Annotated in this window: 13 protein-coding genes; 11 read left to right on the top strand and 2 right to left on the bottom strand. The window is 64.9% G+C overall.

Annotation, left to right across the window (positions count from 1 at the left end):
* Positions 1-51 precede the first annotated feature (51 nt).
* The 11 genes from miaB to SB764_RS10975 all read left to right on the top strand — a co-directional run bounded on the left by miaB (position 52) and on the right by SB764_RS10975 (position 12,892).
* Entirely contained in the window at positions 52-1,425 is a 1,374-nt protein-coding gene (gene miaB, locus SB764_RS11025; protein ID WP_074986763.1) for a tRNA (N6-isopentenyl adenosine(37)-C2)-methylthiotransferase MiaB, read from the top strand.
* A gap of 57 nt (positions 1,426-1,482) precedes the next feature.
* Complete coding sequence (locus SB764_RS11020; protein ID WP_065059336.1) at positions 1,483-2,586, top strand: PhoH family protein; 1,104 nt, start codon at positions 1,483-1,485, stop codon at positions 2,584-2,586.
* Between the two features lie 29 nt (positions 2,587-2,615).
* Complete coding sequence (gene ybeY, locus SB764_RS11015; RefSeq protein ID WP_065059337.1) at positions 2,616-3,077, top strand: rRNA maturation RNase YbeY; 462 nt, start codon at positions 2,616-2,618, stop codon at positions 3,075-3,077.
* Between the two features lie 43 nt (positions 3,078-3,120).
* Positions 3,121-3,825: a gamma-glutamylcyclotransferase gene (locus SB764_RS11010; RefSeq protein ID WP_321858561.1), complete on the top strand. Its 705-nt coding sequence runs from the start codon at positions 3,121-3,123 to the stop codon at positions 3,823-3,825.
* Between the two features lie 165 nt (positions 3,826-3,990).
* Positions 3,991-4,881 carry an HlyC/CorC family transporter gene (locus tag SB764_RS11005; RefSeq protein ID WP_065059338.1) on the top strand — a complete coding sequence of 297 codons (891 nt, stop codon included), beginning with the start codon at positions 3,991-3,993 and terminating at the stop codon, positions 4,879-4,881.
* Between the two features lie 256 nt (positions 4,882-5,137).
* Entirely contained in the window at positions 5,138-6,877 is a 1,740-nt protein-coding gene (lnt, locus tag SB764_RS11000; RefSeq protein WP_410863555.1) for an apolipoprotein N-acyltransferase, read from the top strand.
* 243 nt (positions 6,878-7,120) lie between these two features.
* Entirely contained in the window at positions 7,121-8,128 is a 1,008-nt protein-coding gene (gene glyQ, locus SB764_RS10995; protein ID WP_410863553.1) for a glycine--tRNA ligase subunit alpha, read from the top strand.
* 16 nt (positions 8,129-8,144) lie between these two features.
* Positions 8,145-10,244, top strand: a complete 2,100-nt coding sequence (glyS, locus tag SB764_RS10990) for a glycine--tRNA ligase subunit beta (protein WP_343666652.1) — start codon at positions 8,145-8,147, stop codon at positions 10,242-10,244.
* 43 nt (positions 10,245-10,287) lie between these two features.
* A complete protein-coding gene (gmhB, locus tag SB764_RS10985; RefSeq protein ID WP_065059341.1) occupies positions 10,288-10,851 on the top strand; it encodes a D-glycero-beta-D-manno-heptose 1,7-bisphosphate 7-phosphatase in 564 nt (187 codons plus the stop codon).
* Positions 10,852-10,998: 147 nt separating this feature from the next.
* Positions 10,999-11,760: a lysophospholipid acyltransferase family protein gene (locus SB764_RS10980; protein ID WP_065059342.1), complete on the top strand. Its 762-nt coding sequence runs from the start codon at positions 10,999-11,001 to the stop codon at positions 11,758-11,760.
* Between the two features lie 235 nt (positions 11,761-11,995).
* Positions 11,996-12,892, top strand: a complete 897-nt coding sequence (locus SB764_RS10975) for a YgjP-like metallopeptidase domain-containing protein (protein WP_110328872.1) — start codon at positions 11,996-11,998, stop codon at positions 12,890-12,892.
* 182 nt (positions 12,893-13,074) lie between these two features.
* Here SB764_RS10975 and SB764_RS10970 read toward each other — a convergent pair whose 3' ends face one another.
* Both SB764_RS10970 and SB764_RS10965 read right to left on the bottom strand, forming a co-directional pair.
* The gene (locus SB764_RS10970; RefSeq protein ID WP_410863551.1) at positions 13,075-13,767 is read right to left on the bottom strand and encodes a WecB/TagA/CpsF family glycosyltransferase; all 693 of its coding nucleotides are present in this window, start codon (positions 13,765-13,767) and stop codon (positions 13,075-13,077) included.
* 53 nt (positions 13,768-13,820) lie between these two features.
* Positions 13,821-15,026 (bottom strand): aspartate-semialdehyde dehydrogenase, encoded by a 1,206-nt coding sequence (locus SB764_RS10965; RefSeq protein ID WP_410863550.1) that lies wholly within the window; start codon positions 15,024-15,026, stop codon positions 13,821-13,823.

Genomic DNA, 15,026 nt, shown 5'->3' with positions numbered 1-15,026 from the left:
GCATCAACCGGACGACGCCCCCAGGTGAACCACTGCGAACGGCGAACCCCGATGACCAAGAAAGTTTATGTAAAGACGTTTGGCTGCCAGATGAACGAGTACGACTCCGACAAGATGGTCGACGTACTCGGCGCCGCTGAAGGCCTCGTGAAAACCGACACGCCCGAAGACGCGGACGTGATCCTGTTCAACACCTGCTCGGTGCGCGAAAAGGCCCAGGAAAAAGTCTTTTCCGACCTCGGCCGCGTGCGCGAACTGAAGGAAGCGAACCCGAATCTGCTGATCGGCGTGGGCGGTTGCGTGGCGAGCCAGGAAGGCGCGGCCATCGTCCAGCGCGCGCCGTATGTCGATCTGGTGTTCGGTCCGCAAACGCTGCACCGCCTGCCGCAGATGATCGACGCGCGCCGCGCCTCGGGCCGCGCGCAGGTCGACATCACCTTCCCCGAAATCGAGAAGTTCGACCATCTGCCGCCCGCGCGCGTGGAAGGCCCGAGCGCATTCGTCTCGATCATGGAAGGCTGCTCGAAATATTGCAGCTACTGCGTCGTGCCCTACACGCGCGGCGACGAAGTCTCGCGTCCGCTCGACGACGTGCTCACCGAAGTCGCCGGTCTCGCCGACCAGGGCGTGCGCGAAGTCACGCTGCTCGGCCAGAACGTCAACGCCTATCGCGGCCAGCTCACGCAAGGCGCGAGCGAAATCGCCGACTTCGCCACGCTGATCGAATACGTCGCCGACATCCCTGGCATCGAGCGCATTCGCTACACGACCTCGCATCCGAAGGAATTCACGCAGCGCCTGATCGACACCTACGCGAAGGTGCCGAAGCTCGTGAACCACCTGCATCTGCCCGTGCAGCACGGCTCCGACCGCGTGCTGATGGCGATGAAGCGCGGCTACACCGTGCTCGAATACAAGTCGGTGATCCGCAAGCTGCGCGCGATCCGCCCCGACCTCTCGCTCTCGACCGACATCATCGTCGGCTTCCCGGGCGAGACCGAGGAAGATTTCGAAAAGACCATGAAGCTCGTCGAAGAGATGAGCTACGACACGAGCTTCTCGTTCATTTACAGTCCGCGTCCGGGCACGCCCGCCGCGAACCTGGAAGACGACACGCCGCGCGAAGTGAAGCTCAAGCGTCTGCAACATCTGCAGGCGACGATCGAAGAAAACGTGCAGCGCATCAGCCAGTCGATGGTCGGACGCGTCGAGCGCATTCTGGTCGAAGGTCCGTCACGCAAGGATCCGAGCGAACTGTCGGGCCGCACGGAAAACAACCGTGTGGTGAACTTCCCGGCGCCGCTCGCTTCGCACGCGCGCCTGATCGGCCAGATGATCGACGTGAAGATCAACCACGCGTACCCGCACTCGCTGCGCGGCGAGCTCGTGCTCGCGCACGAGGGCAATTCGGCGCTGTCGCACTAAATCGCCATCCGGCACCTGCAGCGCGCCACTCACGGAACACGGGAGTTCAGAGACACCTTGAAGCCGAATCAGCAGCATCTGGAATTCACCGCGCCGCACGACGACAACGCGCGGCTCGCCAACCTCTGCGGCCCGCTCGACGAAAATCTGCGGCAGATCGAGCAGGCGCTCGACGTGACGCTCGCACGGCGCGGCCATCGCATTTCGATTCGCGGCCGCGGCGCGAAGCTCGCGCTCACCGCGCTCGAAAACTTCTACAACAAGGCACGCGATCCGCTTTCCGTCGACGACATCCAGCTCGCGCTGGTCGAGGCGCGCCATCTGGCGAGCCGCGCGAATGCGCGCGCGAACGGTAACGGCGGGAATGGCGGCAACGGCAAGTCCGACGACGGCGCGGAACTCGATCCGCGTTTTCGCGGCGATCCCGACCATCCGTTCGACGAACCGGCGCGCGACGATATCGACGTCGAAGAGCAAGGTCCGAAGCTCTACACGCGTCGCGCCGACCTGCGCGGCCGCACGCCCGCGCAGCGCGAGTACCTGAAGCAGATCATCTCGCACGACGTGACCTTCGGCATCGGGCCGGCGGGCACGGGCAAGACCTATCTCGCGGTGGCCTGCGCGGTCGACGCGCTCGAACGCGATCAGGTCAAGCGCATCGTGCTGACGCGCCCGGCCGTCGAAGCGGGCGAGCGCCTGGGCTTTTTGCCCGGCGATCTCGCGCAGAAGGTCGATCCGTATCTGCGCCCGCTCTACGACGCGCTCTACGATCTGCTCGGCTTCGACAAGACGGCGAAGATGTTCGAGCGCCAGATGATCGAAATCGCGCCGCTCGCGTACATGCGCGGCCGCACGCTCAATCACGCGTTCATCATCCTCGACGAGGCGCAGAACACCACGCCCGAGCAGATGAAGATGTTCCTCACGCGTATCGGCTTCGGCTCGAAGGCGGTCGTGACCGGCGACACCACCCAGGTGGACTTGCCGCGCGGCCACAAGAGCGGGCTGATCGAGGCGCAGCATGTGCTCGCGAACGTGCGCGGCATCGCCGTCACGCACTTCACGAGCGCGGACGTGGTGCGTCATCCGCTCGTCGCGCGTATCGTCGAGGCTTACGACGCGCATTCGAAGAAGGACGACAGCGGCGCCGACGCACGCTGATCAGTGCTGAACCCGATCGACAGCTCAACATGTCCCGCGCACCGAAACTCAAACTGAACCTTCAGTTCCCCGCCGCGAAGGCGTTTCCCGAGCACAAGGCCGCGCTGCCGCGCGCGACCGTGGCGGCCTGGGTAAAGGCGGCGCTGTTCGCCGACGCGGAACTGACCGTGCGCTTCGTCGACGCCGAGGAAGGCCGCACGCTCAACCGCAGCTATCGCGGCAAGGACTACGCGACCAACGTCCTCACCTTCGCCTACGCGGAGAGCGAGGACGACCCGGTCACGGGCGACCTGATCCTCTGCTGCCCGGTGGTGGAAAAGGAAGCCGCCGAGCAGAACAAGCCGCTCGCCGCGCACTACGCGCATCTGCTGGTGCACGGCGCGCTGCATGCGCAAGGCTACGATCACGAGGACGACGCCGAAGCCGAAGAGATGGAAGGCATCGAGACCGAAGTCCTCAATTCGCTCGGTTTTCCCGATCCGTACAAATAAGGACCTCCACGCGCCGCGCACCGCGCACCGCGCGCCTTCCGCCATGAACGACAAGAGCACGCCCGCCTTCGACGACCCCTCCGCGCAACCTCAGTCGGAGGGCGTCCCCGGCGCGCGTGATGCCGGCGTTGCGGCCTGCCCCGGCTATCCGCCCGCGCTCGGCGATCCGCGCCTGCTCACCGAAGACGATCTGCGCGCCTCGCTCGACTGCACGCTGCGCGGCTGGGACCGCGCAAGCGACCTCTGGCTGTTCGGCTATGGCTCGCTGATCTGGAACCCCGGCCTGCCGACCGTCGAGAACGTGCGTTCGCGCGTGCATGGCTACCATCGCGGCCTGTATCTGTGGTCGCGCGTGAATCGCGGCACGCCCGAACAGCCGGGCCTCGTACTCGCGCTCGACCGCGGCGGCTCGTGTGCGGGTGTGGCGTTCCGCCTCGCGGCCGAAGGCGTGATGCCGCATCTGGAAGCGCTCTGGCGACGCGAAATGCCGATGGGCTCGTACCGGCCCGCGTGGCTGCCGTGCGCGCTCGAAGACGGACGGCGCGTTACCGCGCTCTCGTTCGTGATGCGCCGCGACGTACCCACCTACACCGGCAAACTCGACGAAAACACCGTGCGCACCGTGTTCGGCTGCGCCACGGGCCGCTACGGCACGACGCTCGACTACGTGCGCCGCACCGTCGACGCCCTGCGCGAGACGGGCATGCCCGACCGCGCGCTGGAGCGGCTGCTCGCGCGCTGCGCGTGAGCCCCGTCCCCGAATCCTGAATTTCGTCCGACGCGCGATGGCGCCGCATCTGCGTTAGGATGGATGCGAAGGCGCGCCGCTTACACGGTGACGCCACGCGCATGTTGTATCCTTTCCCTTCCGCAACAGCGCGCCCGCCCTCCGAGGGCAGACGGGCGCACCACCATGAACGACTCTTATCCCAGTCGAAGACAAGCCGACAAACCGCAGGAAAAGCGCTCGCTCCTCGAGCGTCTGACCGACTTCATCTCGCCCGAGCCCGACTCGCGCAGCGAGCTTCTCGAAATTCTCCAGGACGCGCACGCGCGTAATCTGATCGACGCCGATTCGCTTTCGATGATCGAAGGCGTGTTCCAGGTGTCCGAGCTGTGCGCGCGCGACATCATGGTGCCGCGCGCCCAGATGGACGCGATCAACATCGCCGAGAGCCCGGACGAATTCATCCCGTACGTGCTGGACAAGGCGCACTCGCGCTATCCGGTCTACGAAGGCAATCGCGACAACGTGATCGGCGTGCTGCTCGCGAAGGATCTGCTGCGCTATTACGCCGAGGAGGAATTCGACGTGCGCGGCATGCTGCGCCCGGCCGTGTTCATCCCCGAGTCGAAGCGCCTGAACGTGCTGCTGCACGACTTCCGGCAGAACCGCAATCACATCGCCATCGTCGTGGACGAATACGGCGGCGTGGCCGGCCTGATCACGATCGAGGACGTGCTGGAGCAGATCGTCGGCGACATCGAGGACGAATACGACTTCGACGAGGAAAGCGGCAACATCATCGCTTCGCCCGACGGCCGCTTCCGCGTGCGCGCGCTCACCGAACTCGTGCAGTTCAACGAGGCGTTCGGCACCCATTTCCCCGATGAAGAAGTGGACACAATCGGCGGTTACGTGACGAATCATTTCGGCCACGTGCCGCATCGCGGCGAGAAGGTGCGTCTCGGCGACCTGATTTTCGAGGTGCTGCGCGCCGACGCCCGCCAGGTGCACATGCTGCTGGTGCGCCGCGACCCGCTCGCGGGCCAGCGCGAAGCCGCGCTGCAACCGCCGGCCTGAGCCGGCGGCGTCACGCCACACGCGTGACGCGCCGCGCCTGACCAGAACGCCGGCCTTCGCGCCGGCGTTTTGCTTGATCGTCGCCGAATTCGATCGCGCCCGAAATCCGGCGAAAGCTGCCGAAACCCGCGCGCCCCAAAACCGACGCGCGAAAATGCTATCGTTGCGCACGCTGCACACACGCCGTGCCAGCGAACGTTTCCGGAACCCGCGCCTCGCGCGCCGCCCCAGCCGCACGGCTGACTCCCGCATATTCATGGCTGAACCGATCGACTCCCGCTCGCGCAACGGCGCACCCGCCGCCGCCGGCAAAGACAGCGCCGCACGCCGCGCGCTGCCCGCCTGGCACTACCTCGCCGCCGCCGCGCTGGGCGCGCTCAACACGCTGTCGTTCGCGCCGACGCCGCACGGCGGCTGGCTTGAAATCGCGATCTTCGCGGGCTTCTACTTCTGGCTCACGCGCACCACCGGCTGGAAAAGCGCGCTGTTCACGGGCTGGGCGTTCGGCTTCGGCAATTTCGTGACGGGCGTCTGGTGGCTCTACGTGAGCATGCATTTCTACGGCGGCATGCCCGCCGTGCTCGCGGGCGCGGCGCTCGTGCTGTTCTCGCTCTATCTGGGGCTGTATCCGGCGCTCGCGTCGCTCGTCTGGTCGTTCTGCGCCGGACATGCGCGCAATGGACGCAGCAGCGGACGCAGCGGCGATCTGCCGTTCTCGCCCACGTGGCACGGCGCCTTTGCGTTCGCCAGCGCGTGGGCGCTCGGCGAATGGGCGCGCGGCTACGTTTTCACGGGCTTCCCTTGGCTCTCCAGCGGCTACGCGCAGGTGGACGGCCCGCTCGCGGGCTTCGCGCCGATCGTCGGCGTGTACGGCGTGGGCTGGGTGCTGGCGCTCGTCGCGGCGCTGGTCGTGCAGACGCTCGTGCGCGCGGTCGGGCGTCGGCAGGCGCCGAAGCATGATGTCGCGGATGCAAGCGGCAACGCGCATGCGGCATCGAAGTCAGCATCGAAGTCAGCATCGACGTCGGCGTTCGCGGTGCCTGCGGTGGCCGCTGTCGCTGTCATCGTCGCGGGTCTGCTGCTGCCGCTCGTGCCATGGACGCATCCGGCCAACGCGCCGCTCAACGTGCGCCTGCTGCAAGGCAACGTGAAGCAGGAAATGAAGTTTTCCGAGTCCGGCATGATGGACGCGCTCAACGAGTTCCAGAAGCTCATCACCGAAAAGCCCGCCGATCTCGTCGTCACGCCCGAAACGGCGGTGCCGCTGCTGGTGCAGCAGGTACCGGAGAAGTTCGGCCGCGACATCCGCGCGTTCGCGGACACGACCGGCACGGCGATCCTGTTCGGCGCCGTGGGCGCGACCATCACGCCCGACGGCCGCGTAACCGACTACACCAACAGCCTGTTCGGCATCACGCCGGGCCAGAACGGTCTGTACCGCTACGACAAGCATCACCTCGTGCCGTTCGGCGAGTTCGTGCCGTGGGGCTTCCGCTGGTTCGTCAACCTGATGAACATCCCGCTCGGCGACTTCGCGCGCGGCGCGCCCGTGCAGCCGCCGTTCCTCGTGCACAACCAGCCGGTCGCCGTCGATATCTGCTACGAGGATATTTTCGGCGAGGAAATCGCGCGCACCGTGCGCGAGAACCCGGTTTCGCCGGGCATTCTCATCAACTCGACGAATCTCGCGTGGTTCGGCGACACCATCGCGCTCGACCAGCATCTGCAGATCGCGCGCATGCGCTCGCTCGAAACCGGCCGCCCGATGCTGCGCGCGACCAATACCGGCGCGACCGCCGCGATCGACGCGCACGGCAAGGTGATCGCGCGCCTGCCCACCTTCACGGCGGGTTCGCTCGACGTGCGCGTGGAAGGCACGAGCGGTTTCACGCCCTACGTGACGAGCGGCAACAACACGGTGATCGCGCTTTCGCTGCTGTTGCTGGCGTTCGGATTCGCGTTCGGACCGGGACGGCCGGGGCGCAAGAAGGCGTGACGGCGCATCGCTGAACAGGCCCGATCGCCATGCCGAAGCCGGTCCAGGTCTCAACGCCCCGGCAATCCGGTAAAATTCAGCGTTTTAGCACCAGGTTTTAGCACCAGGCGCCTCCAGGCCGGGGCCGCAACCCGCGAAGGGCGAGCGGCGGCGCATGTCGCCGCGCACCGCCCGCCGCGGGCTCGCCAGGCCGCCAACCGCCGGAGCCCGCGCCTCCCGCCCTAAAAGACACTGCAGGCACACATGCTCACGTTTCAGCAAATCATCCTGACGCTCCAGTCTTACTGGGACAAGCAGGGCTGCGCGCTGCTCCAGCCGATCGACATGGAAGTCGGCGCCGGCACCTCGCACGTCCACACCTTCCTGCGCGCGATCGGCCCCGAGCCGTGGCGCGCGGCCTACGTGCAGCCGTCGCGCCGCCCGAAGGACGGCCGCTACGGCGAGAACCCGAACCGCCTGCAGCACTACTATCAGTATCAAGTGGTGCTCAAGCCCGCGCCGGAAAACATCCTCGACCTGTACCTCGGCTCGCTCGAAGCGCTCGGCTTCGACCTGAAGCAGAACGACGTGCGCTTCGTGGAAGACGACTGGGAGAACCCCACGCTCGGCGCCTGGGGACTCGGCTGGGAAGTCTGGCTCAACGGCATGGAAGTCACGCAGTTCACCTACTTCCAGCAGGTGGGCGGCATCGACTGCAAGCCGGTGCTCGGCGAAATCACCTACGGTCTCGAACGCCTCGCGATGTATCTGCAGAAGGTCGAGAACGTCTACGACCTCGTCTGGACCGAGTGGGAAGAACAAGGCCCGAACGGCCCCGAGATCCGCCGCCTCATGTATGGCGACGTCTATCACCAGAACGAGGTCGAGCAATCGACCTATAACTTCGAGCACGCGAACGTCGACCTGCTGTTCACGTTCTTCAACGCGTACGAAAGCGAAGCGAAGCGCATGATGGAACATCAGCTCGCGCTGCCCGCCTACGAACTCGTGCTCAAGGCCGGCCACACCTTCAACCTGCTCGACGCGCGCGGCGCGATCTCCGTGACGGAGCGCGCGGCGTACATCGGCCGCATTCGCGCGCTGTCGCGCAACGTGGCGCAGTCGTACTACGAATCGCGCGAAAAGCTCGGCTTCCCGATGCTCGGCAATCCGGTGCACGGCGTGCCCGGCCTGACCACCGACGAACAGGACGCCGCGATGCCCGCCTGGGCGCCGCCGCTGAAGGTCGAACGCAAGTTCGCCGAGGAATGACCGGATCTCCAGAACAATGACCCAAGCTCATCACGCCACTCTCCTCGTCGAACTGCTGACCGAGGAACTGCCGCCGAAGGCCCTCGCGCGTCTCGGCGACGCTTTCGCCGAAGGCATCGCGCAACGCCTCGCCGCGCGCGACCTGATCGAAGGCGATCTGTCGTTCGAACGCTTCGCCACGCCGCGCCGTCTCGCCGTGACGATCAAGAACGTGCGCAGCGTCGCGCCCGAAAAACAGGTGCGCGAGAAAGTGCTGCCGGTGTCGGTCGCACTCGACGCCAACGGCCAGCCCACCGCGCCGCTCGCGAAGAAACTCGCGGCGCTCGGCTTCCCCGACTTCCCGGTCAGCGACCTCGAACGCGCGAGCGACGGCAAGAACGAAGCGTTCTTCCTGCGCTACGCCGCGCCGGGCGTCACGCTTGCCGACGGCCTGCAGGCCGTGCTCGACGAAGCGCTCGCCAAGCTGCCGATTCCGAAGGTCATGAAGTACCAGCGTCCGGACGGCAGCGACGTGCAGTTCGTGCGCCCGGTGCATCGCCTCACGGTGCTGCACGCCGACCAGATCGTGCCGGTGAGCGCATTCGGCATCGACGCCGGCGACACCACGCGCGGCCATCGCTTCCTCTCGGAAGGCCCGATCGCCATCACCCAGGCCGATGACTACGCGCACACGCTCCAGCACAAAGGCCGCGTGATCGCGAGCTACAGCGAGCGCCGCGAATCGATCCGCGCGCAGCTGGTCGAAACCGCCGGCGACGACAAGGTGGTGATGCCCGACTCGCTGCTCGACGAAGTGAATTCGCTCGTCGAATGGCCGGTCGTGTACGCGTGCCAGTTCGAGGAAGAATTCCTGCAGGTGCCGCAGGAATGCCTGATCCTCACGATGCAGACGAACCAGAAGTACTTCGCGCTGACCGACGACGAAGGCCGCCTGCGCTCGCGCTTCCTGATCGTCTCGAACATCGAGACGGCCACGCCAGTCGAGATCGTCGAAGGCAACGAGCGCGTCGTGCGCCCGCGTCTGGCCGACGCCAAGTTCTTCTTCGAGCAGGACAAGAAGAAGCCGCTGGCCGACCGCGTGCCGCTGCTCGCCAACGTGGTCTATCACAACAAGCTCGGCTCGACGCTGCAACGCGTGGAGCGCCTCGAAGCACTCGCGGGCGCCATCGCGCTGATGTGCGGCGCGAACATCGCGCTCGCCGAACGCGGCGCGCGCCTCGCCAAGGCCGACCTGCTGACCGACATGGTCGGCGAATTCCCCGAGCTGCAAGGCACGATGGGCACCTACTACGCGCGCCACGACGGCGAAGCGGAAGAAGTGGCGATCGCCTGCTCCGAGCACTATCAGCCGCGCTTCTCCGGCGACGAGCTGCCGACCACCGCCACGGGCACGATCGTCGCGCTCGCGGACAAGCTCGAAACGCTGGTCGGCATCTGGGGCATCGGCCTCGCGCCCACCGGCGAAAAGGATCCGTTCGCACTGCGCCGCCACGCGCTGGGCGTGCTGCGCATCCTGGTCGAGAAGCAACTGCCGCTCGACCTCGTCGAACTGCTGCGCACGACGTACTCGCAGTTCGCGGGCGTCGAAGCCGTCGCGGAATCGACCCAGGCGATCTACGAGTTCTGCATGGACCGTCTGCGCGGCCAGCTGCGCGAACGCGGCTACGCGGCGCAGGAAGTGGATGCGGTGCTCGCGCTGAACCCCACGCGCTTCGACGACGTGATCGCGCGTCTGGACGCCGTGCGCGAATTCGCGGCGCTCAACGAAGCGGCCTCGCTTGCGGCGGCCAACAAGCGCATCTCGAACATCCTCAAGAAGTCCGAGGGCACCGAAGATGCGGGCGTGCAGATCGCGCTGTTCACGGAGAGCGCCGAAAAGGCGCTCTACGCGCAGCTCGAACAGGTCGCGCCGCGCGTGGAATCGCAACTGGCCGCGCGCGAGTACACGGGTGCGCTCACGGCGCTCGCGGCGCTGCGCGAAACCGTCGACACGTTCTTCAACGACGTGATGGTCAATGCCGAAGATCCGGCGCTGCGGGCCAACCGCCTCGCGCTGCTCAAGGCGCTGCATCGCCAGATGAACAGCGTGGCCGACATTTCGCGCCTCGCGGCGTGATCGCCGGCACGGACATCCGCCAGACCCAACCAGACGCGACGCCATGCCGACCAGCACCAGCCGCAAGATCGTGATCCTCGACCGCGACGGCGTGATCAATGTCGATTCCGACGCCTTCATCAAGTCGCCGGACGAATGGGTCGCGCTGCCCGGCAGCCTCGAAGCGATCGCTCGCCTGAATCAGGCGGGCTATCGCGTCGCCGTCGCGACGAACCAGTCCGGCATCGGACGCGGTTTGTTCGACACGACGGCGCTCAACGCCATGCACGCGAAGATGCACCGCCAGGCCACGGCCGTGGGCGCGCGCATCGACGCCGTGTTCTTCTGCCCGCACACCTCGCAGGACCACTGCGACTGCCGCAAGCCCAAGCCCGGCATGCTGAAGATGATCGCCGACCGCTTCGAGATCGATCCCGCCGATACGCCCGTGGTGGGCGATTCGCTGCGCGACCTCGAAGCCGGCGCGGCGCTCGGCTTCGCGACGCATCTCGTGCTCACGGGCAAAGGCAAGAAGACGCTGGCCGCGGGCGGTCTGCCCGAAGGCACGAAGGTGCACGACGACCTGCGTGCCTTCGCGCTCGACTTCCTCGCGAACGACAACGCCTGACCCCGGCGAGCGCACGCATGAACGGCGTACGCTCGACCGAATCCGCATCGCCCGGCGCAAGCCGGTGCCGATGCCTGCTCCCCACCGCGCGGCGGCGCGTCTGACGACGCCCGCCCTGCCGCGCACGCTTCACGAACGGTCCAACCGATGCGCTTCATCCGCTCCCTGCTGTTGTTCGTCTACCTGATCGTCTACACGATGCCGTACGCGACCGCGTGCTTCATCGCGTTTCCGTTCCTGAACGCCACGCGGCGTTACTGGATGGCGGTCGGCTGGTGTCGCTCGACGCTGTTCGTCGCGCGCTACCTCAACGGTATTCGCTACCGCATCGAGGGCATGGAGAACCTGCCCAACGGCCCCGCCGTGCTGCTCTCGAAGCATCAATCCGCGTGGGAGACGTTCGCGTTTCCCGCGCTGATGCCGCGTCCGCTGTGCTACGTCTTCAAGCGCGAACTGCTGTACGTGCCGTTCTTCGGCTGGGCGCTCGGCATGCTGAAGATGGTTCACATCAACCGCAAGGAAGGCAAGAACGCGTTCACCTCGGTGATCCGCCAGGGCAAGCAGCGCATGGCCGAAGGCGCATGGGTGATCATGTTCCCCGAAGGCACGCGCATTCCCGTGGGCAAGACCGGCAAGTACAAGACCGGCGGCCCGCGCTTCGCCATCGAAACGGGCGCGCCCGTGGTGCCCATCGCGCACAATGCGGGACACGTCTGGCCCCGAAACTCGTTTATTAAATATCCGGGTATAGTCACGGTGTCGATCGGCAAGCCGATCGAGACGACCGGGCTCTCGCCCGACGAAGTGAATACCCGCGTGGAAAACTGGATCGAAGCCGAAATGCGCCGGATCGATCCGGATGCGTATCGCGAAACGGATGGCGCCAAGGCAAACGCAGCGAAAGCCTGACGCGCGGCGCGAGCGCCGCAAGCGTCACGTTGCGCAGACAGCCATCGCGGCGGTGCTGCGTGCGCTGTCTGTCCTGTTCGCGGTGCTGCGGGCCGTATTGCGTGCGGTGTTTGTTCCGCACGATTCGCACGATTCGCACGATTCGCATGTTCCGCCGCAGCGCGATTCGGCACGCGGTTCGCCGGCACGCACACGCGCTCCTCGCCGCACACGCAATCCCGCTCCAGGCCTGACGATGCAGAAGCCCCCAACGCAGCGCCCTTCCGCGGCGCTCGACAACCGGCAACTCGATCTGCCGCTCTTTGCCGAGCCGGCGCCTGCTGCCACACCGACGGCCGATTCACCTTCGCCGTCGGCCCAGTTTGCACCGCCCACTTCCAGCGCGCCCCCCAAGGCGCCGCTCGCGCCCGACGGCACGAAACTGCGCACACTCGTGCTCGGCTCGCGGACCCTGTATTACCGGCTCAAACGATCGTCGCGCAAGTCGATCGGCTTTGCCATCGACGGATCGGGGCTCACGATCACTGCGCCGCGCTGGGTCACGATCGCCGATATCGAAACCGCGATCGCCGAAAAGCAGCGCTGGATTTTTGCGAAGCTCACGGAGTGGCAGACGCGTGTGGAACAGCGCGCGCTGCCGCACGTGGAATGGCGCGATGGCGCGGAGCTGCCATATCTCGGGAAGCCGATGCGTGTGGCGCTCGGTGCGTCGATGCTGGCTTTCGATGAGGAAACGCGCGTGCTCGCGTTGCCGCTGCCGATGAACGCCGACGCGCAGCAGATCAAGGATCGCGTGACGGGCTGGTTGCAAAGCGAGGCTACGCGGATTTTTGGCGAGCGGCTGGCTGTGTATGCGGAGAAGTTGGGTGTGGGCTTTCGCTCGTATGCGCTTTCGTCGGCGATGACGCGTTGGGGCAGTTGTTCAAGCGAAGGACGGATTCGCCTCAACTGGCGGTTGATTCATTTTCCGCTTTCCATCGTGGATTATGTGGTGGCGCATGAGCTCGCGCACTTGCGCGAGATGAATCATAGTCCGCGGTTCTGGCAGACAGTGGAGTCGATCTTTCCGGAGTTTCGCGAGGCAAGGAAGCAGTTGAAGCAGCATCCGCCGGAGATGGTGCCGGGGATTTGAGGGGGGGCATCAGTCTTGGCGATTGCCGACTGTTGCTCCCGCCGCGACTGATCCATCCGACTGTACGCTGTCCAGCATAACGACGTTCGCCGTATTTTTGCAGCGCACCCAATCAATACATCGATACAGGTCCAGTCGACATTTGCGACAGACACAGGACGTCGCTCAATCCAGATAACCGACTAATCTCCCTGTCCGCGCGACGTGCGCAGCATAGCTTTGAGCAGGATGCCAGCGAATTGCATATTCGTAGTCAGGTATCTGCGCCACATACGTCGCGGCTCCTGAATGACACGATAGAGCCATTCAAGGCCATACCGCTGCATCCACACCGGCGCCCTGCGCACTTTCCCGGCGACGACATCGAACGTACCGCCTACGCCCATCACAAAATCCACGCCAAGCTGAGCACGCCATCGATTGATGAAGTTCTCCTTCTTCGGCGAAGTAATCGCGACAAACAAAAGACGCGCTCCCGACGCACGGATCTTTTCGACGACAGACTGTTCATCGTCCCAGAAGTAGCCGTGGTGATAGCCCGCCACAATCAGCCCAGGATGACGCTCGCCAATGGTCACTGCAGTCGCTTGCACGACTTCCGACGTGGCGCCAAGCAGAAAGACCGGAAAGCCGCGCTCGGCTGCCATAGCGAGCAGGTCATCGAAAAGATCAACACCGGCCACCCGCTCCAGGACGTCAACGCCGAGCATGCGCGCCGCCCAGACAACGCCCATGCCATCGATATTGATGATGTCGCACGCACGAATCGAGTCGGCAAGGACCATATCGCGCTGCATATGGACGATCTTCGCGACGTTGACAACGACATGCTGGGTAAATTGCCTGCTATCGATTCGACTGCCGATCAGTTCCACAGTCTCGCGCGTCGTAGCGACGTCCATGGGACAGGAAAACAGCTCAACTCTTTTCATTGTGCGTCTCGCGCGCGCCGATCGCCTTCGGCGCTATACAGACTCAGGGCGTAGAACGCCCACGCCTGCGTCCACCTCATATAGTTCACCCTGTTGGACCAATACTTCCCACGTCGATAGACGAAACGATTCTCGTTCGGCAGATAGAGATGCTTGATCGCGCGATCGATGACTCGTCCGGCAAGCGCGTAGTCCTCATCAGCCCTGCCAACACGCAGCAACGTGATCACTGCTTGTGCAACTGAATGCGTGTCGAGCGGATAGGTTCGATTGGCGTAGTACTTCACATCGCCGTTTTCCGCAAAAAACGCTCTACGGTAGAACGCCATACCCTGGTCCACGGCTTGCCCGAATTCGCGTGTCGCCAATGCATGCTGGAGCGTGGAGAGAGCCTCCAGGTTATAGCCTGTGTGAAATCCGTCGACAAACCCGTGATGACTGCGCTCACCGTATCGCCACGCCCCGTCGGCTCCCTGCGCACGTACCGAATGACGCGCCGCGAGCAGCGCCTCCTCGCACGCGACGCGATCTCCCGCTTGACTCGCCGTCAATGCGACGATCGCCGCCGACCAAAGGTTGGCGTTGTGAACCATCGCGCTCTCACCCGGGACATAACGATAGAAAGCGGTATCGTCTTGAACAGTAAATAAGCTTTGCAGGAATCTCCCGGCCTCCAGCGCGCACTCGATAAATCGGTATTCGTTTGTCACGCGCCATAGCGCGAGAAGCGCTCTCACGACATAGCACGTCGTGATCGCATTGGGCTTCCCAAGCGGAACATCGAACGCGCGCGCAGCCCAATGGAAGTTGTATCCCCAAGCACTGTGGGGCCACGTCTGCCGATTGGCTCGCTGTGACAACAGCCAGTCAGCCAACCTGACTGCCTCATCGAGGTCGGTATTGCTTCCACGCTGCTCAAATCGCTCAATCAACCCGAGCACCATCAGCGCAATCCCTTTCGGATTTCTGGACCGATCAACTCCACAGAGTTTTCTCAGATTGACTGGACTACGTCGGTGCAATTGCTGCCAGACAATTCGTGCAACTCGAACGCGCATTCCACCGAGCCCCGAGAACAAACGACTATTCAGCGCATCATAGGGATCGTAGCCGCAGTATTCGTCGTTCCTGATCGCATGGAAGAGCTGGTCACAGATCGCCCCAACCTGCCCCGGATCACCTTTATCTAGTAGTTTCGCCAT

It is taken from the genome of Paraburkholderia sp. SIMBA_027 (assembly GCF_046535315.1).
GTDB classification, from domain to species: Bacteria; Pseudomonadota; Gammaproteobacteria; order Burkholderiales; family Burkholderiaceae; genus Paraburkholderia; species Paraburkholderia tropica.
This window is presented reverse-complemented; position numbering and strand designations above follow the sequence as displayed.